The organism is Prosthecobacter sp. (genome assembly GCF_046154365.1).
In the GTDB taxonomy this organism is placed as follows: Bacteria; Verrucomicrobiota; Verrucomicrobiia; order Verrucomicrobiales; family Verrucomicrobiaceae; genus Prosthecobacter.
Window position 1 is genome coordinate 20762 of sequence record NZ_JBJXFV010000071.1, and the last position, 25528, is coordinate 46289.

Consider the following 25528-nt stretch of genomic DNA (forward strand, 5'->3'; position numbering starts at 1 on the left):
AAACAAGCAAGCGCCGACATCCACCTCACCCGTTCGGAGTCCCGCCTTCAGGCGGCAGCGCATCGCTTCACCCAGCGCTCCCGTTTCCGGCTAAAGCCGGGACTCCAAGCGCCAGCCGCAGACCCGTGTAGCGCTTGCGGCTCTCCTGTTTGCTCACGGCCAGTGACAGCGCCCGCTCATCGCCGACGAGCACGCACAGCTTCTTCGCACGCGTAATCGCCGTGTAGATCAAACTGCGCTCCAGCAGCACATAATGCTGCGTGCTTACTGGAATAATGACGCACGGGAACTCGCTTCCCTGGCTTTTGTGAATGGTCAGCGCGTAGGCAAGCTGGAGTTCATCGAGTTCGCCGGGTTCGTATTCAACAAGGCGCTCGGCATCGTAGCGCACGTGGATTTTGACCGGGTCGGCATCGATCGTCACGATGTGGCCGATGTCACCGTTGAAGACTTCCTTGTCGTAGTTGTTGTGCGTCTGGATGACCTTGTCGCCGACTCGGAAGGTCACGCCAAAGCGCTCGATCTCGAACTTCAGCTCGTTCGGTGGATTGAGGGCAAGTTGCAGCGACTGATTGAGCGATTGCGTGCCAAGCAGATTGCGATTCATCGGCGTGAGCACTTGGATGTCGCGAATCGGGTCAAAGCCGTATTTGGCGGCCAGGCGTGTATGCGCCAGTTGCACGAGGGTGTGTTTGATTTCCTCCGGTTCGCTGGCTTCGAGGAAAAAGAAATCACTAGCGCGTGAGGGCTTCAGATCGGGCACTTGGCCGCGATTGATGGCATGCGCGCTGGTGATGATGCGACTGCTGGCGGCCTGGCGGAAGATTTCGGTGAGCTTCACACAAGGCACGGCTCCACTGGCGATCAAATCATGCAGCACCATGCCGGGGCCGACCGACGGGAGTTGATCCGCATCGCCAACGATGAGCATATGTGCGCCCTGCGGCAAGGCGGAGAGCAATTGGGCCATCAGCGGCGCATCAATCATCGAAGCCTCGTCGATGACGAACAAATCACCCACGAGCGGCTTGCCGCGATGACGTCCCCATTGGCCATCGCCTTGGAATTCGAGCAAGCGGTGCAGCGTTTTGGCCTCCAGGCCGGTGCTTTCGGTCAATCTCTTCGCCGCACGGCCGGTGGGCGCTGCGAGCACGAGTTTGACCTGCTTGCTTTGCAGAATGAGCAGGATGCTGCGCAGGATCGTCGTCTTCCCGACGCCGGGGCCGCCGGTGATGATGAGCAATCGCTGCCGCAAGGCCTCGCGCACCGCCCGCTGCTGGCTTTCGGCCAGTTCCTTGCCCGTTTTTTTCATCACCCACACCAGCGCCGCATCTTCGACGATGGGCGGATATGCGGCAGGCACTGCGGCGAGCGATTTCACGCTCGCGGCGATGCTTTGCTCCGCTGCACGCAGATACGGCAGATACAAATACTCGCCATGTCGCTCCGACAAATCACTCGTGATAAGCGCTTCGACCTGCGGCGCGATCAAAGCCTCCACCCCGAGCAATTCAGCCGCTTTTTCGACCACCTTGGCCTCCGGGAAGCAGCAGTGGCCGTTTCCTGCCGCTGTTTCGAGCACGTGAAGAATGCCCGCCTTGATGCGCTCCGGCGCGTCCTCGGCCACACCGAGCTGATAGGCGATGTCATCCGCTGTTTTGAAGCCAATGCCGCGAATGTCCTGCGCCAACCGATATGGGTTCTCCTTCAGCACCGCCTGCGCCTCTTCGCCATAGGTCTTGTAAATGCGCAACGCTCGCGAGGAGCTGATGCCGTGCTGATGCAGGAAGAGCATGATGCCGTGAATCGACTTCTGCTTCATCCACGACTCGCGGATTTCGATGCGGCGCTTCTTGCCCACGCCTTCGACGTCTTCGAGCTTCTTCGACTCGTTCTCGATGATCTCGAAGACCTTCGGCCCGAACTTTTCCACCATCCGCTTCGCATACTTCGGCCCAATGCCCTCGATCAAGCCGCTGCCGAGATAGCGCTCGATGCCCGCCAACGAATCCGGCCGCTTCAAACTTAGCTCATCCGCCTTAAACTGCGGCCCGAAATCCCGATTCGGCTCCCACACGCCCCGCGCCTCGAATTCTTCGCCCGCCACCACACGCGGAGCCTTCCCGATCAGGCCCACGACATCGTTTTTGCCCTGCGGCACCACCTTGAGAATGCAAAAGCCATTGTCCTCATTGTGAAACACCACGCGATCCACCAGTCCGCGCAGGACTTGGGCTTTGGTGGTGTTTCGTGGAGGAGGCATGTGTGCAGGCTAGCCAAGAATGTGTCTTCTCACAAATCCGATTGCCGTGCCCGCGCTTGATCCGCAGCCCATAAGGTCCCTTCTTCAGTTTAAACCAGATCATGCCCTCTTTGTTGTCCCATTATCAATTGTGTCTTCGCGATGGGCTTCCTGTGATCCTGCGCCCGCTGCTGCCGAATGACCGGGAGCGTATCATCGACGCCTTCAAGCGGCTCTCGCCCGAATCCACTTACTTCAGGTTCTGGACACGCTTTCGCGGTGTCAATCCGACCTTCATCGACCGACTTTGCGCGGAGGATCAGGGCCAGCACGCGAGCTGGATCATCGTCATCCAAGATAACGACGACATTCCCGGCGTGGGCGGCGGCTCCTTTTGGAGATCTGGCCAGGATGAGAGCATTGCGGAGGTTTCCTTCACCGTGGCGGATGAATATCAGGGCCAGGGAGCTGGCACCATTCTGCTGGCCGCCTTGTGGGAGCATGCGTTTGCCACCGGCATCCGACACTTCGTGGCGCATGTGTTGGAGTCGAATCATGTCATGCTCACCTGGTGGAGCAGCCTGGGTGCATCAGCCGTCCTGCACCCGCACGGGTGGGAAATGAAGCTCACGCTCGATGAAACCGTGCTGCCTGACACGTCGGCGGCGAACAGCCTGCGGCGCTGGCTCGCCTTCGTTCGTGCTAAGCCTCCAGAGTGAGTATATCTCATTGCAAGACTTCCGCGTCTGCACACGACTACTGCGCCCCTCAAAATGACCCTCCGCCTACTTTCCCTTCTCGCGCTCGCGAGTGCTGCTACATTCGCTGAACCGAATGCGACTTACACCTTCCCCATTCAGGCCAAGACGCCGGAGGAAGAGCTGAAGACCATCCAACTGCCGGATGGCTACTCGTTGGAGCTCGTTTTGAGTGATCCGCTGATCAAGGAGCCGATGGCGATCGCTTTTGATGGCGATGGTAAAATGTACGTCGTCGAAATGCGCACTTACATGCAGGACATCGATGGCACGGACGAACTCACGCCGAAGAGCCGCATCTCGCTGCATGAATCCACGAAGGGCGATGGCGTGTTCGACAAGCACAGCGTCTATATGGATAACATCCTGCTGCCGCGCATGGTGCTGCCGCTGGATGATCGTGTGCTTGTCGGCATCACGGACACGAACGACATCACGCTGCATCGCGATGCGAATGGGGACGGCGTGGCGGATCAAAAGTCGCCCTGGTATGTCGGCGGACCGCGTGGTGGGAACATGGAGCATCAGCCCAGCGGTCTCGTGTGGGGCTTGGATAACTGGATTTACACCACCTACAACGGCTATCGCCTGCGCTGGGCTGGCGAGAAGCAGCCTGCGCTCAAAGAAAACACCGCGCCGAATGGCGGCCAATGGGGATTGGCGCAGGATGATTACGGCAAGATGTGGTGGAGCAATGCGGGCGGCGAAAAAGGCCTGTGGAACTACCAAGCGCCCATTCTTTATGCCGCGATCAATGTGAAGCAGCAGAAGAGCGAGAAGTTCGACACCGTGTGGCCCATCGTCGCGCTCGGCGACTTCCAGGGCGGCCCCGGACGCTTCCATTCGCCGGAGGACAAGCGCTTGAACCACTTCACTGGCTGCGCCGGACAGACCGTGTATCGCGGTGACCGCCTGCCGAAGGAGCTTTATGGCAACGTCTTCCTGCCTGAGCCCGTGGGCCGTCTCATCCGTCGCGCCACGGTGGAAATCAAAGACGGCATCACCACCGTCGCGAACCCGTATGAGGAGCAGATGAGCGAGTTCATCCGCAGCAGCGATCCGAACTTCCGCCCACTGAACATGACCACCGGCCCCGACGGCTGCCTTTACATCGTCGATGCGTATCGCGGCATCATTCAGGAGGGGAATTGGGTGAAACCGGGCAGTTTCCTCCGCGGAGCCATCGAGCCGACCGGCATGCAGCACGTCACCGGCCACGGCCGAGTGTGGCGCCTCGTGCACAAGGACTTCAAACCCGGTCCGCAGCCGAAAATGATCGGCGAAACACCGGCACAACTCGTCGCGCATCTCACGCATCCGAACGGCTTCTGGCGTGATACCGCGCAGCGCATGCTCATCGTCAAAGGCGACAAATCCGTCGTCCCTGCGCTCCTTTCCCTGCTGAAACACGACAACCACCTCGCGCGCCTCCACGCGCTGTGGACGCTCGAAGGCCTTGATGCCATCACGCCTGAACTTTTGCACAGCGCGATGAAGGACGAGCACGCGCAAGTCCGCGCCAGCGGCATCCGCGTCGCCGAATCGCTGCTCAAAAAAGGCGACACCGCTTTGATCGCCGACATCAAAGCCCTCAAGGCCGACAAAGACCCCACCGTGGTGCTCCAGACGCTCTACACCGCCAGACACCTGAACTGGCCCAAGTGGAAAGACGAAGCGCAGATGACGCTCATGACCTCCGCCAGCGTCGGCGTGAAGGAAATCGGTGCGCAGTTGCTCGTCGAGGCACCGAAGATCAGCGGCAGCTTCACCAAGGACAAAAAGAAGCAGCTCGAGCGCGGCCAGGAGATCTTCCGCTCGCTTTGCTTCGCCTGCCACGGCTTCGATGGCGCAGGCATGCCTATCGCTGGTCGCGAAGGTGCCACACTCGCCCCACCGCTCGCCGGATCACGCACCGCCGTGCAGGGCGATGCCATCGTGCGTGTCATGCTCAATGGTCTCGCAGGTCCCATCGACGGAAAAACCTACGAGGCGCAGATGGTCACGATGGCCAGCTTTGACGATCAATGGATCGCCGATGTCGCCAGCTACATCCGCAAAGCCTTTGGCAACAGCGGCAAGCTCATCACCCACAAGGAAGTCGCCGCCTTGCGCAAAGAACTCGGCAAACGCACCACGCCGTGGACCATCGAAGAACTCCACACCCTCTACCCGCAGCCTTTGCCGAACCGCTCCGCGTGGAAACTCACCGCCAGCCACAACGACAAAGAAGTCGCCAAAGCCATCGACGGCGACCTCACCACCCGCTGGGACACTCGCAAAGCACAAAGCCCCGACATGTGGTTCCAAATCGACCTCCCCGAGCCCACCAACATCACCGGCCTCATCCTCGAAACCGGCAAATCCCGCAACGACTACCCCCGCCAATACAAGATCGAACTCTCCTCCAACGGCACCGAATGGGAGAAGCCCACGCTGCAAGGCGAGGGCGAAGCCGGAGTCATCGACCACCTCTTTACCAAGCCCACGAAAGCCAAATCCATCCGCATCTCCCAACTCGGCGAAGCCAAAGGCACCTTCTGGTCCATCCACGAGCTTCAGGTGCTTGGAGCGGTGAAGTAAGACGCTACACTGTTACAGTTTCGACTGCTTGATGAGAAGGTAAACTCTGCACAGGCGATGTTGGCGGGAAGAATCTACGTAATTCTGCGAAATCGGGACCAGCTCGATTTGCAATCTCCCACCATGCGCGTGCAAATGCTTGGCGCTTCATATTCGATGCAATGCCATCACGCCAGAACCTCCACGTGCGTTTGGTGATGCGTCCGCTCAAATGCAGATAAACCTGTTCGTTACAGAGATCGAAGTAGTGATAGAATTCGTCGAAGTGTTTGGCGTGTTCTTCTTCGGTGAGTGGATCACCCAAGAGCGCTTTGGTTGGCAGTGTTGCGGCAAGCTCACGATACTCGCGAGCAAATGAGTCCTCGAATGCAGTGATGGTTTGCCGATGAGCCAGCCATAGTTGCCAAGCGGCAATAAGAACTCCAAACGCAGTCGCAGCCCCGGAGATTAGTGTGATGATTTCGTTCATAAGTTGTGTCTCATCTCACGGATGCACAATCTCAGGATCACCCGGACGCCAGAAGCTCTGAAAGTGGCTCATGTTCAGCGTGTAGAATTTCTCCATGCCATGATGGCGGGCGGCGGCGAGATGCAGGTAGTCGTAGATGGCTCCGCCGCGGACGCCGCGTGACTCGGCCTCGTCAAAGGCGGCCAGTCTTGCCTTGAGTGGTAGCTCTAACACGCGTGTGTCGTCCTCAATATTGGCTGAAATCAACCGCGCGGCATCAGACGACTGGAAGCGCGGCTTGATCTTGCCGCCGGTGAGTGTGTTGAAGGTCTCGGTCAGGCCGTGATCGAAAATGGCATGAGGCTCCGCCTCCAGCAAACGAAGGCATGCTTGAAGAAACGCCTCTGAGGCCACGAGCGAGGCGATCAGGACAGATGAATCCACAGCGTGCATCAGGAATCCTTGTCACGATACGCCAGCAGCATCTCATCGCGTTCATCGCGGGCCGCCGCGATGGCTTCGACGGCGCTGAAAGGCTCCGCGCCCACCGCCACGAGGCGTTTGCCTTTGCGTACAAACTGGATGCCCTCTGTTTTTGCCGCTTCAACCACATGAACTGCTGGTTTCAGCGCGATACCCTGAGGACTCACATCGGCCTGGAGCCGTGCGCCGGGTTTGAGGCCGAGTATTTGCAGTAGCGCAGGCGGGATGACCGCACTGCCATTGGCATCAATGAATAACGTGGTGCTCATGCCCAATCCTGTCACACGGATGGCTGCTTGGCAATACTTCAAGCTCAGACTGACTGCCTGGACAGGCGCGATTATTCCACCGATTAAGAGTGAACCACAGAGACACGATGGACACAGAGGTCTGAAATTCATTGGCTTTCCTCTGCGTCCATCGTGCCTCTGTGGTTTCATCAAGGCATTCATTTGGTGGAATAATCAGTCGTGCTGCCTGGAGCTGACGGCGCTGCAAAGCTGCTGATACAACTCCTCGACCGTGGGCATGCTGATGCCTGCCATGGCGGCGCGGCGCACGGGCTCGCCCCAGATGGCATCGAGTTCCACCTCATGACCGGCGAGGAAGTCGATGAGGCTGCTCGGCTTGTAGGCTGACATGGTGCGCGTGCGCTCGATCATGGTGTCGATGAGGCTGAGCGGGATGTCGTGTCCGAGTTGGTTGGCGGTGTCGATGATCTCGCGCATCAAATCCCGCACGCGTCGCTCAAGCGCGGCATTAGCGAGGATGGCGGCGGTGTCGATGCCGCCTGCGGCGATGGAGAGGCCGTTGAAGGGGATATTCCAGACGAGCTTCTTCCAACGTGCGGCGATGAGGCTTGGCTCGATATGACACTCGATGCCGCAGCGCTGAAACTCGGCAGCCAAATCATGTGTGCGTGCCTGAGGCGGGCCATGGTGCTCTCCGAGGGCGATCTGGCCCTGTGCAATGTGGTGGATGACTCCCGGCGAGATGCGATTGATGCACACGAAGCAAAGACCACCCATCACGCGTTGTGAGCCAAAGTGCTGTGCGAGGAAGTCGTCACTGCCGAGGCCGTTTTGCAGTGTGAGAAGGATGGTGTCCGGTTTGAGCAGCGGCGGCAGCAAGTCCAGCAGCGCTTCATTGGCGGTGGCCTTCATCGCGATAATGACAAGGTCACAAGGGCCAATGTCCGCCGTGGTGAGATGGCATGGCACATGAGGCAACTCGAAGTCGCCCAAAGGACTGCGAATTTGCAGGCCATGCTGGCGCACATGATCGAAGTCTGAACGCATGAGGAAGTGCACGTCATTGCCATGCTGCGCTAGTCTGCCGCCATAGTAGCAGCCCACCGCGCCGGAGCCGATGATGGCGATGCTGCAGGATCTGCCATCCTCAATTATTTTCGTGTTGCTCGTCACAAATCGGCGATGTCGAGAATTCGGAGTTCATTCACGGGGCCATCGGCCCAGTAGGTTATCCGAAAGCCCTCAACACGAAGGTGCTCCAGAAATCGACCAGCGCTGTCGGTTGTTCGATAGTCGCCCAGAAGCCAATGTTGTTCCGCAAGCTGGTAGATTATCTTGGTGAGTCGCTGTTGCTTCCTTCGCGAAAGCGAACACAGGAACTCCCAGGCATTCACAGAGAGCACAGGCTCATACTGAAAAGAGGCCATCTCACGCGTGGGTGACAGGTTTGTTGAGGCGAAACTTTTTTCCAGCGTCCATTTCAGCCATGCGACGAGTCATCTCCTTTTGCCAGGCAGGTGAGTTTTCTTTGAGACGGCGCAAAAAGTCAGATGCTTCCTGCCGCTCTTTCTCGGTCAGTGTGGAGAGCTGCTGTTTCAACTGGAGCATGGCGGTGGCACTCATGAGGCAAAGCTAGCCACGAGGATCGGATTTTCAACCGTCGAGATGCCTTAGAGTGCGCGCTTGAAAGGCACCTACGCCTTCAAATCATAAAACCGCGTCGCATTCTCGCTCCACAGCTTCCGCTGCTCGCTGGTAGAGCGTGAAGACACGATCTGCTTCAGCGCATCCACCCAGCCGCGCACGGGGCTACCGAGGAGGCAGACGGGCCAGTCGCCGCCGAAGAAGACGCGGTCAGGGCCGAAGGCGTCGAGGCAGTGATTGACGACGGGAGCGAGGTCTTCCGCGTGCCATTGGCTAGGCGGGACAAAGGCGACGATGCCGCTGATCTTGCACATCACATCGGCACGTGAGGCAGCGACAGCATCAATGCCGCGCTTCCATTCGTCGGCGGTGCAGCTTCGCTTCAAACCGGGGCCGAGTTTGGGATTGAAGGCCTTGGGATCGCCGTTGCCGCAGTGGTCGAGCACGAAGCGTGTGTCGGGGCATTGCCGGATGAGCTTCACGGCATCGTGCAGCTCCGTGGGGCGCATGGTCAGCTCGAAATTGAGGCCGTGTTTGCCGAGCGTCTGCACGCCGCGCACAAAGTCTTTGCTCAAACAGAACCCGGGAGGCGTGGAGCCGCCATGCAGCACCTGGCGCAGGCCTTTGACGATGCCGTTGCTCGCGTAGCGCTTCACATAGCTCTCAAATTCCGCTGACGCGGGCCGACCACCGATGGTCGCGGCGATGGTTGGCGTGTTGCCGGCTTGGCATTGAGCCACGATGCCGTCGGCCTCCTTGATGTGATCACTCGGAGCCACATCGACCTCCATATAGATCGCCTTCACGTTCAGGCCCGCGGTGGCCTTCAAGTAGTCGGTGGTCACAAAATCATGCCGCAGCACCTCCGGCGCTCCACCGAGCCACGGGAGATGCAAAACGCGCCGGTCCCAGAGATGCTGATGGGTGTCGATGATGAGCGCATCGGGTTTGCCGGTGAGGGTGGCACAGGAGGAGGCCGTGAGGGCGGCGGCGGACGTGGTGTGGAGAAACTGGCGGCGATGCATGGTGGTGGGGGCTGTACGAGCCGTTTTCGCATTCATTTCGCCAGCATTTGCCGATTCTGTTTTCTCCGCTACCATCGCGCCCTGATGCTTGCCTCCGCCACCGCCGCTGTAACCGCCAACTTAAACGTGTTTGATTTCTCCTGGGTCACGACCCCGGAGGCCTGGGTCGCGATGCTGACCCTGTGTGTGCTCGAGATCGTCCTGGGCATCGATAACATCGTGTTCATTTCCATCCTGGTGGAGAAACTCCCCGAGGCACAGCGGCCACGCGGACGCTTCCTGGGCCTGGCGCTGGCGATGCTGACCCGCATCCTGCTCCTGCTCTCGATCACCTGGGTGATGTCGCTCACGACGCCGCTCTTTGCACTGCTGGGGCACACGATCACCGGCAAGGATCTCGTGCTCATCTTTGGCGGCCTGTTTCTGATCTACAAGAGCACGCATGAAATTCACGAAAAGCTGGAGGGTGATCCCGAAGGCGAAGTGCGTGACAGCGTGAGCAAAGGTGCCGCGTTCGGCGCTGTGATGGTGCAGATCGCGCTGCTGGACATCGTGTTCTCGCTCGACTCCGTCATCACGGCCGTGGGCATGGTGAAACACATTTCCATCATGGTGACCGCCGTGCTGATCTCCGTGGGTTTCATGATGATCTTTGCCAGGGCCGTGGGCGATTTCGTGTCACGTCATCCGACTGTGAAAATGCTGGCGCTGAGCTTCCTCATCCTCATTGGCACCGCCTTGATCGGCGAAGGCTTCCACTTCGAAATTCCAAAGGGCTACATCTACTTTGCCATGGGTTTTTCGATGGCCGTGGAACTGCTGAATTTGAAGGCAAAAAAGAAGGCCGCCGCCAAAGCCTGAACAGGGGATGCGGGCGGTTTCTTTTTTTACCTTCCAGCACGGCACGATCTCGGCTAGTAGCGGAGCATGACCGAAAGCACCGCCTCAAAACCCGCGCTGATCCAAACCATCGGCGGCTGGCAGATCATGTTTTACGGCCTCGGCTCGATGCTCGGCGCTGGCATCTACGCCCTCATCGGTAAAGCGGCGGCCGGCCTTGGCAACGCCGTGTGGCTGGCCTTCCTCATGGCGATGATCGGCGCGATGCTCACCGGCCTCTCGTATGCGTGCGTGGGCGGGCGTTATGCCAAAGCCGGGGGCGCGGCGTATGTCACGCAGCGTGGCCTGCGCAAGCCGCTGCTCAGTTACGTCATCGGCATCGCTGTGATGATGAGCGGCCTCACCAGCATGGCCACCGGCTCGCAGGCTATCGTCGGGCAACTCAAAGAACTCTTCGCCTGGAGCCTGGACCCCACCAGCATCAAGCTCATGTCCATCGGCGTCGTGTTCCTCGTCGGCTGCGTCATTTATCGCGGCATTCGCGAGAGCATGTGGCTGAACATCCTATGCACCGTCATCGAGGCCAGCGGCCTGCTGTTCATCATCGCCGTCGGCGTGCGCTATTGGGGCAGCGTGGATTACTTTCAATCGCCTGGTGACACCGTGGCAGGCGGCGTCGGCTCCGGCATCACCTTTGCGCTCATCATGCAGGGCGCGGTGCTCACCTTTTACTCCTTCATCGGTTTTGAGGACATCCTCAACGTCAGCGAGGAAGTCAAAAATCCCGCCAAAAACGTCCCCTTCGGCCTCATCGGCGCGATGATCCTCGCCACCTGCATCTACATGGCCGTCGCCATCACCGCCGTCTCCGTCGTGCCGTGGCAGGAACTCGCGAAAAGTGATGCGCCACTCATGGAGGTGGCCCGCCGCGCCGCGCCGTGGTTCACCGGCATCAAGCCGGTCTTCGCCGGCATCACCATCTTCGCCATCGCCAACACCGCGCTGCTCAATTACCTCATGGGTTCCCGCCTGCTCTACGGCATGAGCCGCCAGGGCCTGCTGCCCGCCGTGCTCGGCAGCATCCACGCGAAACGTCGGTCTCCGCACGTCGCGGTTGTCGTGCTTTTTGGCATCGTTTCGCTGCTCATCCTCAGCGGCGGCGTCAAGCAACTCGCGGAGTCCACCGTGCTGCTGCTGCTCATCGTCTTCACCGTCGTCAACATCTCGCTCGTCGTCCTCAAACGCCGCCCCGGCGAGCCACGCGGCGGTTTCGAGCCACCGCTGCTCGTTCCCGTGTTTGGAGCCATCGTTTGCGCCATGCTCATCATCGTGCGCGTGCAAACCGCCATCACCAGCGCCGACAAAGCCCAGCAAACCGCACCGCTGATCGCCGGAGCCATCATCTTGATCAGCCTCGTGCTCTACGCCGTGCTCAAGCCGAAGAATCCGGTGGTGGTTGAGGAATGAGCCACGGTTGTGAAATCCGAAGCAAGCACCTAAACTGCTGCCATGTCCAAGCTTGATGAACTCCAGCCCGAAAGACCCGGCTCAAGGCTCAGGAAACTCGTCTCCGAGGCCCGCGCCGGTCATTCCGAGGTTCCGCCGCAGGTCGCCTACGTCTCCGACGAAGCGCTGACGCATCGCGCCATCGAACGTTCGTTAGAGCTAATTCAAGCGCATGGCTGGCACCACTTGATTTTCAAGTCTGCGCTTCTGATGATGGTGGTGTGTCTCGTTGGTTGCACATCTTCCACCCCGATTGATCCGCAAAAGCTGCCGACATTTGGGGATCATCTTCCAGGAACAATTCATGTGCTTGTCCTGCGCGGCTTTGAGCGGCCAGGACACTATCATCTCCCTGAAGATACATCCCTTGGTTTGCTTGTGGATCTGGCAGGTTTGAAACCGCTGGGGCGGAGGGAACTGAGCAACAGATACTGTGGGTTTTTTGTCGCAGTTGGGAAGCAGTGGCCTGCCAAAGAAAGACTGACGATTGATCGGGATGCAGTTTCGATCCCGGACAAAGACCGCCATCATCGCCTCAAAGACAGTGATCGAGTTCTATGCACGTCTATCTGCTGGTAATTCCGCGTGAGCAAGTCGCAGCGTGATGCTATGGGCGGCTTTCCATGAGCCAGACCGCCAACCTCCACATCGCTTCGAACATCCCGCTGCCCACGCCGCGCAGCCTGATGACCGAAATTGCTCCCACTGCGGCCCAGGCGGCCTTCATCGCCAATTCACGCCGCGAAATCCGCGACATCATCTTCGGTCGTGACGCGCGCTTCCTCGTCGTGCTCGGCCCGTGCTCGATTCACGATCCCGAGGCTGGTTTGGAGTATGCGCGCAAGCTCGCAGCATTGGCAAAGGAGCTGAACGACCGCTTGTGCATCGTCATGCGCGTCTATTTTGAAAAACCGCGCACCACCGTCGGCTGGAAGGGCTTGATCATGGACCCGGACCTCGACGGCACCTGCAACATCCCCGATGGCCTGCGCCTCGCTCGCAAAATTCTGCGCGATGTGCTCGATCTCGGCCTCCCAACGGCCACGGAGCTGCTGGATCCGATCACACCGCAGTTCATCGCAGATTTGATCTCGTGGAGCGCCATCGGTGCGCGCACGACGGAGTCACAAACGCATCGGCAGATGGCCTCCGGCCTGTCGATGCCGCTCGGCTTCAAGAACGGCACGTTTGGACACATCACGCCCGCCATCAACGCCATCAAGGCCGCGATGCAACCGCAGACCTTCCTCGGTGTCAGCGAAGACGGCATCGCCTCCGCTGTCACCACTTGCGGCAATCCTGACTGCCACCTCATCCTGCGCGGCGGCGAAAGCGGCCCGAACTATGCCGCGGACAACGTGAACGAAACCATGGCTGATCTTGCAGCCGCGAAACTCAAGCCTGCGATCATGATTGATGCCAGCCACGGCAACTGCGCCAAGGATCACCGCCGCATGCCGGATGTGTTCCGCGAGATCGTGCGCCAGCGTGCCGCAGGCCAGAAGGCCATCATCGGCGCGATGCTGGAAAGCAATCTCGTCGGCGGCAGCCAGAAATTCCCGCAGCCGCTCGATCAACTCGTGCGTGGGCAGTCGATCACGGATGCGTGCATCGACTGGGACACGACAGATGCGCTGCTGCGTGAAGCGCATGCGACTTTGAAGCCCTGAAAGCAGCCTACGGAACACACGGAACAAACGGAAAGGTCTGCCAGAATGGGTTTCCCATTTTTCCGTGTCTTCCGCGTGTTCCGTAGGCCATGATTCCATTCATGGACGACCTTGCTCAACGCATGCGCTCCGATCTTGAGGAGATCGGGCGCACCTGCATGCCGTTTGGCAAATACGGGCCGCAGCACTTCCCGCCGAACGGAGTGCCGATTTACGACATCCCGGCGGAATACCTCGGTTGGTTCGCCAACAAAGCGGGATTTCCGAAGGGACGCCTCGGCGAGCTGCTGCGCATGGTGCATCAGATGAAGGCGGATGGCTCCGACATCGTGTTCGACGTGTTTCGGAAGCGAAATGGCCGCACAGACCTCAAACCACCGAAGCGGAAGTCGTGGACGTTTGAGGAGTAAACTCGTTTACCCGCGGATCGGCGGGCCGTACCAGACGTAGCACATCAGATAGACGATGATGCCGGTGAGGGAGACGTAGAGCCAGACAGGGACGGTCCACTTCGCCATGCGCTTGTGCTGGTCGAAACGGTGCCGCAGCGCCGGCACGACGGTCATGATGACCAGGGGCACGGTGAGAATGGCCAGCGGGATGTGGGTGAAGAGGATCGTGAAATAGATCGGACGCGTGATGCCGGTGCCCGCGAATCTCACATGACCGGCGTGATAGTGGTAATAGAGATAGCAGCCGAGAAATGCGGTGGAGAACAACAGGGCGATGACCATGCTGGCGATGTGGGCCTTCTTCTGGCCGATCTTGATCATAATGAGGCCAATGATGATGTGCAGCAGCGCGCAGCCGTTGAAAATCGTGTAGAGCTTGGGGAGTTCGAGGACTGTCATGGCTTACTTCGTGCCAGCCGGCTGGTAGGGGGTCTTTTTCTGCTCGTTAAGTAGGTAGCGCAGGTCTTTGCGCAGTTTTTCGTCCCAAAATTTGGCGAACTCGGGATCAGGATTCAAAATGTCCTCCAGACCACGCACGTGGCCGAGGTGGTCGATGACGGCGACGCGGAGATCGTGGATGTATTTGTCATCGGGCGAGAGGCGATCAGCCACAGGCATGTCCTGCACGGGACGGAACTGCACCTGACTGGTCATGAACTTGCGCACCGCGTCTTTTTCGCCGTTGAGGAACCACCAGTTGGCGTCGTCCGCGATGCCGAGCGTGGTGGCGAAATTTTTCATCATCTCCGGCGTGTCCTCGGCATCGAGTGTGAAGCTGAGGAACTGTAAATTGGGCTCGTTGGCGAATTCCCCGTGCAGTTTCTTCAATTTCGCGATCACGGCGGCACAACCACGCGGGCAGCGGGTGAAGACCCAGGAGATGACGAGAACCTTGCCCTTCAAGTCGGCGAGATGGACGGTCTTGCCGCTACGCTCGGTGAGTTCGAGGTCTTTTTCGAGACGACCAATCACCGGTGGCCGGTCCACCTTGTCGATGCGTGAACGATAGATGAGGTAGTTGTAAAAGACGACAATGCCGAGCGCGGCGATGATGATGGGCACCCAGATCGTCCAGGGACTGAGTTTGGTTTTGGCGGGAGGTTCGTTCATGGCGTTGGCGGGTTACGCGCGTTTCCAGGCGAGGATGGAGACGAGCAGAATGGCCGGGAGATACATCAGCGTGCAGAAGAAGAGCTTGCGGGCGGTGGGGCGTTCCGGCAGTCGGTTGAAACGCAATGCGAGCACGCACAACCAGCCGCTGAGCAGCAGTGCTGGTGGCAAAAACCACCACGCATGCGCCGCACCGGCATAGACCGGGTAAAACATGAGCAGCACGGTGCTGACCGCATACGCGAGCGCATGCTGCGAAGTGCGCGCGCCTTGCTCATCATCGTTGGCGAGCATGACGAAGCCGCCTTTGCGATATTCGTCGCGGTACATCCAGTTGATGGCGAGGAAGTGCGGCAACTGCCAGAGGAAGAGCAGCAGGAAGAGATAGATCGCGCCCGGTTCGAGCATGAGTTCCCAGCGAAAATGTGGCGTGACCGAGGCGGGCAGCGGTCCTGCGGCTCCGGCCCAGCCGATGAGCGGCGGCAACGCACCTGAAACCGCACCGACGAGCGTGTTGGTGGCGCTTTGACGTTTCAGCGGCGTGTAGATGAAGAGATACACCGCCAGTGTGAGCGCGGTGAGAGCCGCGGCCTCCATGTTCACGCGAATCGTGAGATGAATCAGCGCCCAGGCGCTGAGCAGCCAGCCAATGCCGAAAGCGGTGGACGGACTGACGCGTCCAGACGGCAGCGGACGATCCGCCGTGCGCTGCATGCGCGAGTCCGGCTCGATTTCCATGAGCTGGTTGAACGTGGCGGCACCAAATGCGGCGAGGGTGCTGCCAATGATCGTATGCACCAGCAGCCAGCCGTCGAAACCACGCGGCGCACGCAGCCAGAATCCAACGAACGTAGTGACAATGACGAGCGCACTGAGGCGGAACTTCGTCAGGGTCAGCAGGTCGCGGGTGGTCATAAGCAGAGAGGGAGATTGATAGTGCTGAGGGGTTGGCGCTATCGCAAGCCGCTTGTCCCCTCCTGGCAACGATTTGATGACATCAAGCTGGCTGTATAACTTCTTGGATGCGGATCACTGCGTGCGATGGTTTTTGCTTGCCCCTCACCCCAGCCCTCTCCCCGAATCAAATCATCGCGCAGACAATGTCGGAGGCGGGGAGAGGGAGGGCGCTGATGGCTGGCCGCCATGCTCAATCACAATGTTGATCTTGCTCAAAATGCGGCCGCGATTTTGACTCCACCAAGCAGCATCCACTGCATCGGCCAAGGATTTGACCGCTGCTTCATGGTTTCCTTGTGCTGTGGGCAGGGTGGGCATGCCGGTGAAAACGTTCAGGTCGGCAGGCTCAACGGAAGAATTTTTTCGCCTTCTCAAAGAAGCTCTCCTCCATCGGAGATGTTTGTTCGCCGAGGGATTTGGCGAATTCATCGAGCTTCTCGCGTTGTTCGGCGCTGAGCTTCGTTGGCACGGCGATCTGAACGTGGACGTAGAGATCACCAAAGCGGTCTTCGCCGAGGATTTTCATGCCTTTGCCGCGCAAACGGAAGGTGGTGCCGTTCTGCGTGCCAGCGGGGACTTTGACGGCAGCCTTGGCTTCCATTGTTGGCACGGTGATTTCACCACCGAGAGCTGCGGTAGCGAAGGAAAGCGGCATGTCGCAGTGCAGGTCGTTGCCTTCGCGCTCGAAGATCTCGTGCGCTTTGACCTGGACGACGATGTAGAGATCGCCAGCAGGGCCATTCTTGACGCCGAGGTCGCCATTGCCGCTGGAACGCAGGCGCGAACCGTCTTCGATGCCAGCGGGCACTTTGACGCGCACTTTGGTGCGTTCTTTGGAGCGCCCGGTGCCGCTGCAAGTGCGGCAGGGATCGCTGATCGTCTCGCCGCTGCCGCTGCAATCGGGACACGTCTGCTGAATCTGGAAAAAGCCGCGTGAACTGATGACCTGACCGACACCGCCGCAGGTGCGGCAGGTTTTTTTGCCGCCACCGCCACTGTTGGAACCGGTGCCAGAGCAGGGTTTGCACGAGGCGCTGCGCTCGTATTCGATCTCGCGCTCCACGCCATGCGCGGCGTCTTCGAGGCTGATCTCCATGCCGTAGCGCAAGTCGCTGCCACGCTGCGGACCATCGCGACGACGACCGCCGCCTCCACCGCCACCGCCGAAGAACTGTTCAAAGATGCCGCCACCGCCGCCACCGGCGAAGACTTCGCGGAAGATGTCGAAGGGATCGTGGAAACCACCGCCGCCACCGGCGGACGGGCCGCCCATGCCACCGGCAAAAGCGGCGTGGCCGTAGCGATCATACGCGGCGCGTTTTTGATCGTCGCTGAGCACATCGTAGGCCTCACCGACCTCCTTGAATTTGCCTTCGGCACTCTTGTCGTCCGGGTTTTTGTCCGGGTGAAATTTCACCGCGAGCTTGCGGTAGGCCTTTTTCAAATCCTCGGGAGAAACGTCGCGGGAGACGCCGAGCACTTCGTAATAATCGCGTTTGTCAGCCATGGGGTTGATTTAAAATCTGAGATTTGAAATTTGAGATCAACCAGCCGCAGGACCGCTGGCAACGATGACGCTGGCCGGACGCAGCATGCGATCTTTGAGCTTGTAGCCACGGCGCGTCACGCGAATGACGGTGCCTTCGGCAATTTCGGCACTGACCTCCTGGGCCACGGCTTCATGCACGTTCGGATCGAAGGCTTTGCCTTGGGAATCGATTTCCATCACGCCACTGTCACGCAGGAAGTCCTGAATCTGGCGGTTCACCATGCTCATGCCCATGAAAATCATCGACTTCTCGGATTCAGCACGAGCAGCTTCGAGGCCCATGTCAAAATTGTCGATGATGGGAAACAACGCGCGCAGCAGGTCGGCATTGGCATAAGCGCGGGTTTCCTGGGCTTCGCGGGCGGAGCGTTTGCGGAAGTTGTCCAGCTCTGCCTGGCTGCGGTAGGCAAGGTCTTTCCAGCGATCCACTTCCTGCGTCAGCGCGGTGATGGGATCAAGCGGCGCTGCCTCTTCGGCAGGAGCGGTAACTTCTGGATTGGCAACGTCTTCGGGCGGTAATTGCTGGGTCGTCTCGGGACTCGGCTCGGTCATAGTTTTGCGGGTATTTGGGGGGCCGCGACTATGCCGTCTTCTGCATGGCAATCAAGGTGATGTCATCGTGTGAGCGCCGCCCCTTCAAAAAGTGCTCCAGATCAGCAATAATGCCGCCGATCACCGCCTTTGGGCCGTGCGGGGCATGCTTGGCCAGTTCCTCCTGCACCCGCTCCTCACCAAATTCGATGCCTTTGGGGTCCATCGCCTCATTCACACCGTCGGTGTAGAGCAGCAGGCAGTCGCCGGGCTGCATCTCAAAGCTTTCGTCCTTGGTGACACGCTCAAACACCGCGCCCTTGTCGATGCCGACACCGAGGCCGGGCGGATGGATCGCCTCGACCTTGCCCGTGGCCTTGCGCCAAAGCAGCGCGGCATTGTGACCGGCGCGTGAGAGTGTGAGCTTCGAGCCGTCCTGGTCCACCACGACGTAGGACATGGTGATGAACATGTCCTCGCGAATGTCCGGGGCGATCTGACGGTTGACGGCCGCCAGCACGGCGCTGGGCGAGGTGGCGGTTTGCGATTTGGCCCGCATCAGCGTTCGGCACATGACGGTGATCATGGCGGCACCGAGACCTTTGCCTGACACATCCGCGATCACCGCGCCGAAACGTCCATCGGGCAGCTTGAAATAATCAAAGTAATCACCGCTGAGCGTGCGGGCCGGGATGTTCTTGCCCGCAATGACAAAGCCCGGCACGTCGGGATCGCGGTCCGGCAGCAGCACCTTTTGAATCTGGCTGGCGTTGAGCAGTTCCTGCTGGTCCATGCGGTTTTTGGCCGCCTCCTGATGCGACATCGCATTCGCCAGCGCGAAGGCGGACTGCTCGATGAGCGAGTTGAAGACCTCGAAGTCATTCGCGTTGTAGCTGCGGGAATTCTTGGACGAAGTGACGGCCAGCACCCCGAGCTGGCGCGTGCCAAAACTCAGCGGGCCGATCATGGCGATGACGTTTTGCTGCGACGGGATCAGGGGAGAGCCCAGACGTGCCTCGACGCCCAGATCGGGGATCAATTCGGTTTTTTGCTGCGTGAAAATGCCGCCAAGCAGACCCTGATCCACCGTCACCGCATGCATGCGCAGCGTGCTCAGCAGTGTGGCTGAGTTTTCCTTCATCTGCTGCTGCACCCGTTCCGGCACGGCGATCAGCGGCGCACAGAAGTCCGAATAATGCCGCGGCACCAGTTGCTGTGTGGCCTCGTCGAGCAGGTACAGCGCACCGCCCGTGCTTTGGGTCACACGCACTGCACCTTCGACGATCAGCCGGTACATCGACGCCTGCTGGTCATCACGCCAGATCGCCTCGCCGAGATCGTGCAGGTAATGAAACATGCGCCGCTCCTCGGCCACGATGGCCTCCTCCTCCGCACGCAGCGCCACCAGCGCATGTTTCTGCTGGCGTGCAACCTTTGCCAGCATCACCAGTCCCGCCGTCATCAGCAGCACGATCAGGACAAGAAGAGCAGTGGTCATGGGTTCAAACGGCACGCCCGGCTCATCCGGGGGTGCCTCAGGCGGGAACAGTAGCCGTGCTTGCCTCCAGCTCTTTGGCCAAAAATTCGATCACGTCATGGAAGCGGCATTCATTCGCATCGCTCACATCCGCCAAGGCCTGATGCGCGGCCAGCACATGCTGGGTCTGCACTTCTTTGCATTCGGCGCTGCTCTCTCCGCAATGCTGGAGCGCGTCGCAGGCCTGCTTGCGCTCGTCCAGCCAGAGCTTGCCGTCACGGTCAAGCTCCAGGATGTGGTCTAGGCCCAGGCTGGTGAGCAGTTGCAGGTTGCGCTGGTTCGCATTCAAAACACTCAATGAACCGCTGCCCGCTTCACGCAAATTCAGCGCCGCTCCGGTCAGCATGCCGAGGAACGTCGAGTCCATCATCGGACAGCGCTCCAGATCGACGACGAGATTGGTCGTGCCTTGAGCGATCACCCGCTGGAGCGCTTTCTTGGCCTGCAGGCTGTTTTGAAACGTGCCGCGGCCGTCCACCCTCATCCAAAACACACGTCCGACGGTACCAACGAGAATATGAGCGGGAGGGGTCATGCGGTGCAGGGTTAGTTCCAGAGCGCGGACTGCTGACTCACCAGCTCCTCCTTGCCGCGCATGACGCTCACGCGCCAGGAAATCACCCGGCCGCTTTTGGAGTATTCCGCGCCGGTGACTTGAAATTTAGAAATATTGTTACGGTGGATGTCATCGACGACCTGCTCCTGCACACGCTTGCTCAGGCCGGAGAGCGCCTGCTGGTATTCGAACCGTACCGTCACCGGGCCGGTACGGTCATCCGCCTTCCAGAACACCGTATAGTAGTGGCCGAAACGCTCCTTGATCTGTGCCTGCGTCACTGCGCCGTGGAGATGATGTTGCTGTTCAAACAGAATCGTCGGATCGAGACTCCGGGGTGTGTAATTCGGCATCAGGTGATAATACTTCACCTTCCCGATGCGCCCTCCAGGTCCATTCACCGCGCTCGAACACGCAGAAAGCAAAAGGGCCAGGATGGCAAGGCATCCGAGGCGGAGGCAGGGGGTGCGTGTCGCTGTCGTCATGGAGCGTGGAATATTGAATCGGGATGCCTGATGTCAACGTCCCCTTCGATTCTTCACACTCTCCAGCCAAAATTCACAAAAGTGAGACTGGATCGACATCCCACGTCACAATCACGTCCGCTGGCAGCTTGGTGGCCACGATTACTTGCTGAATATGGCGGCATAACGGCCGAATTTTCGACGAACGCAGCAAAAGCTGATAACGGAACTGCCCATGCGCCTTCGCCATCGCACACGGCGCAGGCTCTCCCATGATGACTTTTTCTGGCAGATCGACCAACAGCCGCCGATGCAGCGTTTGCAGGGCAAATTCAGCCATCGTTTGATGTTTTCCCCGGCTGGCGAGCAGGACGACATGCGTGTACGGCGGGTAATGAAACGCCCGGCGCTGCTCCAGTTCCTGCTGCGCGAAGCCTTCGAAGTCGTTGTGGCGGGAAAACTGCACCGCCGGGCTGTGCGGCGCATACGTTTGCACTACGACCTCTCCTTTAACCTCGCCACGGCCCGCACGGCCTGCCACCTGCACCAAAAGTTGCAGCGTGCGCTCGGCGGCACGGAAATCCGGCAGATTCAGCGCCAGATCCGCATTCAGCACGCCGACGAGTGTCACATTGGGAAAATCGAGGCCCTTCGCGATCATCTGCGTGCCGATCATGATGTCGATCTTCTGCGCCCGAAACTCCCGCAGCAGATCACGGAGCTGGTTTTTGCGCTGAATCGTGTCGGTATCGACCCGTGCGATACGTGCCTGCGGAAACACCTCACGCACCACCGCCTCGACGCGTTCGGTGCCGAATCCGGTGAATTTCAGCCCCGGTTCCTGACAGGCCGGGCATTTCGTCGGCGGCAGCCGCCTTGAGCCACAAACATGGCAAACCAAGCGGTTCTCGTGCTTGTGCAGCGTCATCGGGATGCTGCAATCCTGGCACTGCACTGTCTCGCCGCAGCCGAGGCAGGTCAGCGAGGTGTTGAAGCCGCGGCGGTTCAAAAACAGGATTGTCTGCTCCTTTTTCTCCAGCCGCGACGTGATCGCCGCCCGCAGCTTCTCGGAGAGGATTCCAGCATTCGCCACGCTCGTGCCCGTGCCTTTGCGCCGCTCCATGCGCATATCGACGATGCGGATCAGCGGCAGCGTGCGGCCATCGGTGCGTTTCGTGAGATGCAGCACCTCGTACTTGCCGCTGGCCGCATTCTCGAACGATTCCAGGCTCGGTGTCGCGCTGCCAAGCAAAACCACGCATTTTTCCAGGCTGCCACGCACCACTGCCACATCCCGCGCATGGTAGCGCGGCGTTTCGTCCTGCTTGAACGACGGTTCATGCTCCTCATCCACGATGATGATGCCCAGCCGCTCCAGAGGCGCAAAAATCGCACTTCGCGCTCCGATGACGATGTCCGCGCGATCTTCGTGAATCTTAAACCACTCATCGTGGCGCTCCCCATCGCTCAAATGGCTGTGCAGCACGGCGATGCGGTCTTTGATCGACGAAAACCGTGCCTTGAAGCGCTCAATCGTCTGCGGTGTCAGCGCAATTTCCGGCACTAGCACCAGCGCCGTGCCGCCACGCTCGATCACGCGGGCAATCGCCTGCAAATACACCTCCGTTTTGCCGCTGCCGGTGATGCCATGCAGTAGGATCGGCTTCGACTTCTCCGGCGATTCGATGACCTTCAAAATACGATCATACGCCGCCTGCTGCTCCTCCGTCAGCGTCAGCGGCTGGCTTGGCAAAAACTGCTCGTCATGAAACGGATCGCGCTCCACCCGCACCTCGCTGCGGGTGATCCAGCCCGCTTTGAGCAGCGGTTTGAGGATCGTGGCCGCACGCGGCACATCCTGGCGAATCTGGCTCAGCGTCGCCTCGCCTTTGCAACTGCGCAGAATATCCAGCACGCGTGCCTGCATCGGCGCTTTGCTGCGTAGCTTCTCAAACTCGGCTGGCGCAGGCTCCTTCACGAGCGTGAGATGGCTGTCCATGACGAAACTGCCGGGTTTATCCCGCACCGCCTGTGGCAGCATCGTGCGCAACACCTGATGCGGCGAGACGACATAGTATTCCGCAATCCAACGCGCCAATTTAACCAGCCCCGGCGTGAACATGGGCCGTTGCCCGATGATCGAGGCGATTTCCTTGAGTTTGCCGCGATGCGGCGACTCATCGAGCAAGGCGAGCACCACCGCGTTCACCCGCCGGTTTTGCAGCGGCACCATCACCCGTGTTCCAATGACGACTTTGTCCGCCAGCGCCTCGGGAATGCCATAATCCAGCTCCATCGCTCCCGCGTCCTCGAGTTGCACACGTGCGATGCCTGTTGCTCCTAAAGCCATCTCCACCTCAGCCGTCTCCGCGCCAAACAGATCGCTCTGTTTGGGCTTGGCGGGAGTGCTGGAGGCGGCTGGCGGCATCGCTGCATCCATAGCTGCCGCGAATCCATCGCCAAAACGAATCTTCTTTTGAGAAACGAACCACCCCGTGCCATCGTTCCCACGCAGCAGCACGGAACGAAGGCATGTGGGACTTTTTGACAGAGCACTGGCGTGACGGCGTGGAGATCATCATCCTCGCCGCGCTGGCGTATCATGGTTACCTGTTTTTCCGTGCCACCCGTGGTGCGAGCATCCTGACCGGCCTGCTCGTGCTGCTGCTGAGTCTGGCGCTCATTTCGCTGCTGCTGGATCTTTCCGTGATCAGCGGGCTGTTGCAGCGCTTCTCCGTCTTCCTCGCCATTGCGCTCGTCATCATCTTCCAGCCGGAATTGCGTCGTGTGCTGGCCGAACTGGGCAGCAGCCGTATTTTTTCCTTCAACCGGCCTGATCCCGAGGCGTTGGACGTTTTAATGGAGGCCATGCAGCAGCTTTCGTCGCGTCGCTGCGGCGCGTTGTTCGCCTTGAAGCGCGGCATTGATCTCAAACCGTATGCTGAATCCGGCGTCGAGATGGATGCGGTGATCACGGTGGAACTCATCACCACGATTTTTCATCCCAAGACCTCGCTGCATGATGGCGGCGCGATCATCGACCAAGGCCGCCTCGCCGCTGCTGGTTGTGTATTTCCCGTGAGCCAGAAGGACATCCAGGACCGCGCCATCGGTCTGCGCCATCGCGCTGGCATGGGTATTTCCGAGGAAACGGACGCCATCGCGCTCGTCGTATCGGAAGAAAGCGGCGCCCTCTCGCTTTGCTACCAGGGCAAGCTCGAACACGACCTGGAGCTGGACGAATTGCGCCAGCGCATCAACGAAATCCTCAATGAAGGCTCCGGCGGGAGCCATACGGACGCACAACCGGAGGGCAGTCACAGTCATGAACTGGGGGCATCGATTTAAAGAACTCTTCACCCGCAACTGGCGCGAGAAGCTCATCTCGCTGCTGCTGGCGTTTCTGTTCTGGTACATGATTAAGGCACAGGACGCACGCTCCACGCTGCCGCACCCCAGCGCCCGGCCCGCGCCTGCCGCACGGCTTTGACACTGGCGACGTTCTGCGTTAGAACGCGCGCCTATGTCTGAAAAGCGCCAATTCTTCGGCACCGACGGCGTCCGTGCCGTGGCCAACCGTCACCCTATGACCCCTGAGTTCGTCATGCGCCTCGCGCAGGCCGCTGCCGTCGTGCTCGGCGGCAAACCGGAGGGCGGGGAGCGTCCCAAGGTCGTGCTGGGCCGCGACACGCGTGCTTCGGGTGAAATGCTCGAGTCTGCGCTCGCTGCGGGCCTCAATTCCGCCGGCGTTGATGTCATTCTCGCCGGCCAACTGCCCACGCCCGCCGTGGCGATGCTCAGCGCTCAGCTTGGTGCGAATTTCGGCGTCATCATCTCGGCCTCGCACAACCCCTTTAAAGACAACGGCGTCAAATTCGTCCATGGCGACGGCCACAAGCTCAACGACAAGACCGAGATCGCTATTGAGCGCCTCGTCCTCGGCAATGAAGACACGCCCCGCCCCGAAGGCCGTGGCATCGGCCGCATCACCACGCTCGCCGACGGTGTGGAGCGTTATGTTAAGCATGCAGTCGCTTCGATGGAAGGCGTGCGCCTTGATGGTATGCGCGTCGCGCTCGACAACGCGCACGGTGCCTCCTCCTACACCAGCGCTCTCGCCTTGGAGCAGCTCGGTGCCGATGTGCAGGTGTTCCACTCCGAGCCGGACGGTTTCAACATCAACGAGGAGTGCGGCTGCACGCACTCCGAGGAGATCGAACGTATCGTGCGTCAATCTCAGGCGCATGCAGGCATCGCGCATGACGGTGACGCCGATCGCATCGCCCTCTGCGATGAAGAAGCCATCGCCCTCGACGGCGACGAACTCATGGCCATCGCCGCTGAAGCCATGCTGCGCAAAGGCACGCTCAAGCAGAACACGCTCGCCGTCACCGTAATGAGCAACTACGGCCTCGATGATCTCGTCTCCCGCCTCGGTGGCCGTGTCATCCGCACCGGCGTCGGCGACCGTTACGTGCTCGAAGAAATGCGCTCACGCGGTTTGAACCTCGGCGGCGAGCAGAGCGGCCACATCATCTTCGGCGATTGGGCCACCACCGGCGACGGCCTCATCGCTGGCCTGCAAGTGCTGCGCATCATGAAGGAAACCGGCGAAACGCTCAGCCAGCTCCGCAAGTGCCTGAAAAAATTCCCGCAGTGCTCGCGCAACCTCCGCGTGCGCACCAAGCCGCCCATCGAAGAGCTGGTCGAGGCGCAGAAAATCATGAAGGAGACCGAAAAGAAGCTCGGCGACTACGGCCGCGTGCTCCTGCGCTATTCCGGCACCGAATCGCTCATCCGCCTCCTCGTCGAAGGCCGCGATGTCGAATACCTGGAAGCCCAGGCGGATAAAATCGCCTCCGCGATCCTTGCGCAGATTGGGTAGTTCAGCGTGCTGGTGAGTGCCAAGAAGTGCTCAGTGCTTA

27 protein-coding genes are annotated in these 25528 nt (G+C 59.8%); 10 read left to right on the forward strand and 17 right to left on the reverse strand.

Going from position 1 to position 25528, the window contains the following annotated elements; translation table 11 throughout:
- Positions 1–67: 67 nt before the first annotated feature.
- Positions 68–2263, reverse strand: a complete 2196-nt coding sequence (locus tag ACKVY0_RS09510) for an ATP-dependent RecD-like DNA helicase (protein WP_409214575.1) — start codon at positions 2261–2263, stop codon at positions 68–70.
- 101 nt (positions 2264–2364) lie between these two features.
- On the opposite strand from ACKVY0_RS09510, the gene ACKVY0_RS09515 reads away from it, so the two are divergent.
- Both ACKVY0_RS09515 and ACKVY0_RS09520 read left to right on the forward strand, forming a co-directional pair.
- Complete coding sequence (locus tag ACKVY0_RS09515) at positions 2365–2961, forward strand: GNAT family N-acetyltransferase (RefSeq protein WP_409214576.1); 597 nt, start codon at positions 2365–2367, stop codon at positions 2959–2961.
- Between the two features lie 54 nt (positions 2962–3015).
- A complete protein-coding gene (locus tag ACKVY0_RS09520) occupies positions 3016–5580 on the forward strand; it encodes a discoidin domain-containing protein (RefSeq protein ID WP_409214577.1) in 2565 nt (854 codons plus the stop codon).
- A 4-nt stretch (positions 5581–5584) separates the two neighbouring features.
- Here ACKVY0_RS09520 and ACKVY0_RS09525 read toward each other — a convergent pair whose 3' ends face one another.
- The 6 genes from ACKVY0_RS09525 to ACKVY0_RS09550 form a co-directional block, all read right to left on the reverse strand.
- Complete coding sequence (locus ACKVY0_RS09525; protein WP_409214578.1) at positions 5585–6049, reverse strand: hypothetical protein; 465 nt, start codon at positions 6047–6049, stop codon at positions 5585–5587.
- Between the two features lie 15 nt (positions 6050–6064).
- Complete coding sequence (locus ACKVY0_RS09530) at positions 6065–6481, reverse strand: PIN domain-containing protein (protein WP_409214579.1); 417 nt, start codon at positions 6479–6481, stop codon at positions 6065–6067.
- Positions 6481–6780, reverse strand: coding sequence for a hypothetical protein (locus tag ACKVY0_RS09535; RefSeq protein WP_409214580.1), 300 nt, complete (start codon positions 6778–6780; stop codon positions 6481–6483). The genes ACKVY0_RS09530 and ACKVY0_RS09535 overlap by 1 nt, the downstream gene beginning before the upstream one ends.
- A 195-nt stretch (positions 6781–6975) precedes the next feature.
- Positions 6976–7935: a 2-dehydropantoate 2-reductase gene (locus tag ACKVY0_RS09540; protein WP_409214581.1), complete on the reverse strand. Its 960-nt coding sequence runs from the start codon at positions 7933–7935 to the stop codon at positions 6976–6978.
- A gap of 255 nt (positions 7936–8190) precedes the next feature.
- Positions 8191–8385 (reverse strand): hypothetical protein, encoded by a 195-nt coding sequence (locus tag ACKVY0_RS09545; RefSeq protein WP_409214582.1) that lies wholly within the window; start codon positions 8383–8385, stop codon positions 8191–8193.
- A 71-nt stretch (positions 8386–8456) separates the two neighbouring features.
- Positions 8457–9431 (reverse strand): amidohydrolase family protein, encoded by a 975-nt coding sequence (locus ACKVY0_RS09550; protein WP_409214583.1) that lies wholly within the window; start codon positions 9429–9431, stop codon positions 8457–8459.
- A gap of 84 nt (positions 9432–9515) precedes the next feature.
- On the opposite strand from ACKVY0_RS09550, the gene ACKVY0_RS09555 reads away from it, so the two are divergent.
- The 5 genes from ACKVY0_RS09555 to ACKVY0_RS09575 all read left to right on the forward strand — a co-directional run bounded on the left by ACKVY0_RS09555 (position 9516) and on the right by ACKVY0_RS09575 (position 13857).
- The gene (locus ACKVY0_RS09555; protein WP_409214584.1) at positions 9516–10292 is read left to right on the forward strand and encodes a TerC family protein; all 777 of its coding nucleotides are present in this window, start codon (positions 9516–9518) and stop codon (positions 10290–10292) included.
- A 66-nt stretch (positions 10293–10358) separates the two neighbouring features.
- The gene (locus ACKVY0_RS09560; protein ID WP_409214585.1) at positions 10359–11738 is read left to right on the forward strand and encodes an APC family permease; all 1380 of its coding nucleotides are present in this window, start codon (positions 10359–10361) and stop codon (positions 11736–11738) included.
- Between the two features lie 42 nt (positions 11739–11780).
- Entirely contained in the window at positions 11781–12356 is a 576-nt protein-coding gene (locus ACKVY0_RS09565; protein ID WP_409214586.1) for a hypothetical protein, read from the forward strand.
- Positions 12357–12400: 44 nt separating this feature from the next.
- Positions 12401–13447, forward strand: coding sequence for a 3-deoxy-7-phosphoheptulonate synthase (locus tag ACKVY0_RS09570; protein ID WP_409214587.1), 1047 nt, complete (start codon positions 12401–12403; stop codon positions 13445–13447).
- 101 nt (positions 13448–13548) lie between these two features.
- On the forward strand, positions 13549–13857 hold the full coding sequence (locus ACKVY0_RS09575; RefSeq protein ID WP_409214588.1) for a putative quorum-sensing-regulated virulence factor: 309 nt from the start codon (positions 13549–13551) through the stop codon (positions 13855–13857).
- Between the two features lie 6 nt (positions 13858–13863).
- On the opposite strand, the gene ACKVY0_RS09580 is transcribed toward ACKVY0_RS09575, so the two are convergent.
- The 10 genes from ACKVY0_RS09580 to priA all read right to left on the reverse strand — a co-directional run bounded on the left by ACKVY0_RS09580 (position 13864) and on the right by priA (position 23031).
- Positions 13864–14298, reverse strand: a complete 435-nt coding sequence (locus ACKVY0_RS09580; RefSeq protein WP_409214589.1) for a DUF420 domain-containing protein — start codon at positions 14296–14298, stop codon at positions 13864–13866.
- A gap of 3 nt (positions 14299–14301) precedes the next feature.
- On the reverse strand, positions 14302–15009 hold the full coding sequence (locus ACKVY0_RS09585) for an SCO family protein (protein WP_409214590.1): 708 nt from the start codon (positions 15007–15009) through the stop codon (positions 14302–14304).
- A 12-nt stretch (positions 15010–15021) separates the two neighbouring features.
- On the reverse strand, positions 15022–15924 hold the full coding sequence (gene cyoE / locus ACKVY0_RS09590; RefSeq protein ID WP_409214591.1) for a heme o synthase: 903 nt from the start codon (positions 15922–15924) through the stop codon (positions 15022–15024).
- Between the two features lie 171 nt (positions 15925–16095).
- Entirely contained in the window at positions 16096–16284 is a 189-nt protein-coding gene (locus tag ACKVY0_RS09595; protein ID WP_409214592.1) for a hypothetical protein, read from the reverse strand.
- 28 nt (positions 16285–16312) lie between these two features.
- Complete coding sequence (dnaJ, locus tag ACKVY0_RS09600; RefSeq protein WP_409214593.1) at positions 16313–17473, reverse strand: molecular chaperone DnaJ; 1161 nt, start codon at positions 17471–17473, stop codon at positions 16313–16315.
- Positions 17474–17509: 36 nt separating this feature from the next.
- Positions 17510–18067 carry a nucleotide exchange factor GrpE gene (locus ACKVY0_RS09605; protein WP_409214594.1) on the reverse strand — a complete coding sequence of 186 codons (558 nt, stop codon included), beginning with the start codon at positions 18065–18067 and terminating at the stop codon, positions 17510–17512.
- A gap of 28 nt (positions 18068–18095) precedes the next feature.
- Positions 18096–19544, reverse strand: a complete 1449-nt coding sequence (locus tag ACKVY0_RS09610) for a PP2C family protein-serine/threonine phosphatase (protein WP_409214595.1) — start codon at positions 19542–19544, stop codon at positions 18096–18098.
- Between the two features lie 37 nt (positions 19545–19581).
- Positions 19582–20118, reverse strand: coding sequence for an STAS domain-containing protein (locus tag ACKVY0_RS09615; RefSeq protein WP_409214596.1), 537 nt, complete (start codon positions 20116–20118; stop codon positions 19582–19584).
- 11 nt (positions 20119–20129) lie between these two features.
- Complete coding sequence (locus ACKVY0_RS09620; RefSeq protein ID WP_409214597.1) at positions 20130–20492, reverse strand: hypothetical protein; 363 nt, start codon at positions 20490–20492, stop codon at positions 20130–20132.
- 205 nt (positions 20493–20697) lie between these two features.
- Positions 20698–23031: a primosomal protein N' gene (gene priA, locus ACKVY0_RS09625; RefSeq protein ID WP_409214598.1), complete on the reverse strand. Its 2334-nt coding sequence runs from the start codon at positions 23029–23031 to the stop codon at positions 20698–20700.
- Positions 23032–23135: 104 nt separating this feature from the next.
- Here priA and cdaA point away from each other — a divergent pair, with 104 nt between their 5' ends.
- Genes cdaA through glmM form a run of 3 tightly spaced genes read left to right on the forward strand, consistent with a single transcriptional unit; the run spans position 23136 to position 25488 of the window.
- Entirely contained in the window at positions 23136–23951 is an 816-nt protein-coding gene (cdaA, locus tag ACKVY0_RS09630) for a diadenylate cyclase CdaA (RefSeq protein WP_409214599.1), read from the forward strand.
- The gene (locus tag ACKVY0_RS09635) at positions 23929–24093 is read left to right on the forward strand and encodes a hypothetical protein (protein ID WP_409214600.1); all 165 of its coding nucleotides are present in this window, start codon (positions 23929–23931) and stop codon (positions 24091–24093) included. Before cdaA ends, ACKVY0_RS09635 begins: the two co-directional genes overlap by 23 nt.
- A gap of 33 nt (positions 24094–24126) precedes the next feature.
- The gene (gene glmM / locus ACKVY0_RS09640) at positions 24127–25488 is read left to right on the forward strand and encodes a phosphoglucosamine mutase (protein WP_409214601.1); all 1362 of its coding nucleotides are present in this window, start codon (positions 24127–24129) and stop codon (positions 25486–25488) included.
- Positions 25489–25528: the final 40 nt, after the last annotated feature.

What these genes read in the sequence shown, in the direction of transcription:
- ACKVY0_RS09565 (WP_409214586.1), top strand. Translation starts at nt 11,781, where the DNA reads ATGTCCAAGCTTGATGAACTCCAGCCCGAAAGACCCGGCTCAAGGCTC.
- cdaA (WP_409214599.1), top strand. Translation starts at nt 23,136, where the DNA reads ATGTGGGACTTTTTGACAGAGCACTGGCGTGACGGCGTGGAGATCATC.
- ACKVY0_RS09550 (WP_409214583.1), bottom strand. Translation starts at nt 9,431, where the DNA reads ATGCATCGCCGCCAGTTTCTCCACACCACGTCCGCCGCCGCCCTCACG.
- dnaJ (WP_409214593.1), bottom strand. Translation starts at nt 17,473, where the DNA reads ATGGCTGACAAACGCGATTATTACGAAGTGCTCGGCGTCTCCCGCGAC.
- ACKVY0_RS09615 (WP_409214596.1), bottom strand. Translation starts at nt 20,118, where the DNA reads ATGACCCCTCCCGCTCATATTCTCGTTGGTACCGTCGGACGTGTGTTT.
- ACKVY0_RS09530 (WP_409214579.1), bottom strand. Translation starts at nt 6,481, where the DNA reads ATGCACGCTGTGGATTCATCTGTCCTGATCGCCTCGCTCGTGGCCTCA.
- ACKVY0_RS09535 (WP_409214580.1), bottom strand. Translation starts at nt 6,780, where the DNA reads ATGAGCACCACGTTATTCATTGATGCCAATGGCAGTGCGGTCATCCCG.
- ACKVY0_RS09595 (WP_409214592.1), bottom strand. Translation starts at nt 16,284, where the DNA reads ATGCCCACCCTGCCCACAGCACAAGGAAACCATGAAGCAGCGGTCAAA.
- glmM (WP_409214601.1), top strand. Translation starts at nt 24,127, where the DNA reads ATGTCTGAAAAGCGCCAATTCTTCGGCACCGACGGCGTCCGTGCCGTG.
- ACKVY0_RS09515 (WP_409214576.1), top strand. Translation starts at nt 2,365, where the DNA reads ATGCCCTCTTTGTTGTCCCATTATCAATTGTGTCTTCGCGATGGGCTT.
- ACKVY0_RS09545 (WP_409214582.1), bottom strand. Translation starts at nt 8,385, where the DNA reads ATGAGTGCCACCGCCATGCTCCAGTTGAAACAGCAGCTCTCCACACTG.
- ACKVY0_RS09520 (WP_409214577.1), top strand. Translation starts at nt 3,016, where the DNA reads ATGACCCTCCGCCTACTTTCCCTTCTCGCGCTCGCGAGTGCTGCTACA.
- ACKVY0_RS09560 (WP_409214585.1), top strand. Translation starts at nt 10,359, where the DNA reads ATGACCGAAAGCACCGCCTCAAAACCCGCGCTGATCCAAACCATCGGC.
- priA (WP_409214598.1), bottom strand. Translation starts at nt 23,031, where the DNA reads ATGCCGCCAGCCGCCTCCAGCACTCCCGCCAAGCCCAAACAGAGCGAT.
- ACKVY0_RS09610 (WP_409214595.1), bottom strand. Translation starts at nt 19,544, where the DNA reads ATGACCACTGCTCTTCTTGTCCTGATCGTGCTGCTGATGACGGCGGGA.
- ACKVY0_RS09620 (WP_409214597.1), bottom strand. Translation starts at nt 20,492, where the DNA reads ATGCCGAATTACACACCCCGGAGTCTCGATCCGACGATTCTGTTTGAA.
- ACKVY0_RS09555 (WP_409214584.1), top strand. Translation starts at nt 9,516, where the DNA reads ATGCTTGCCTCCGCCACCGCCGCTGTAACCGCCAACTTAAACGTGTTT.
- ACKVY0_RS09575 (WP_409214588.1), top strand. Translation starts at nt 13,549, where the DNA reads ATGGACGACCTTGCTCAACGCATGCGCTCCGATCTTGAGGAGATCGGG.
- ACKVY0_RS09580 (WP_409214589.1), bottom strand. Translation starts at nt 14,298, where the DNA reads ATGACAGTCCTCGAACTCCCCAAGCTCTACACGATTTTCAACGGCTGC.
- ACKVY0_RS09635 (WP_409214600.1), top strand. Translation starts at nt 23,929, where the DNA reads ATGAACTGGGGGCATCGATTTAAAGAACTCTTCACCCGCAACTGGCGC.
- ACKVY0_RS09585 (WP_409214590.1), bottom strand. Translation starts at nt 15,009, where the DNA reads ATGAACGAACCTCCCGCCAAAACCAAACTCAGTCCCTGGACGATCTGG.
- ACKVY0_RS09510 (WP_409214575.1), bottom strand. Translation starts at nt 2,263, where the DNA reads ATGCCTCCTCCACGAAACACCACCAAAGCCCAAGTCCTGCGCGGACTG.
- ACKVY0_RS09525 (WP_409214578.1), bottom strand. Translation starts at nt 6,049, where the DNA reads ATGAACGAAATCATCACACTAATCTCCGGGGCTGCGACTGCGTTTGGA.
- ACKVY0_RS09605 (WP_409214594.1), bottom strand. Translation starts at nt 18,067, where the DNA reads ATGACCGAGCCGAGTCCCGAGACGACCCAGCAATTACCGCCCGAAGAC.
- ACKVY0_RS09570 (WP_409214587.1), top strand. Translation starts at nt 12,401, where the DNA reads ATGAGCCAGACCGCCAACCTCCACATCGCTTCGAACATCCCGCTGCCC.
- cyoE (WP_409214591.1), bottom strand. Translation starts at nt 15,924, where the DNA reads ATGACCACCCGCGACCTGCTGACCCTGACGAAGTTCCGCCTCAGTGCG.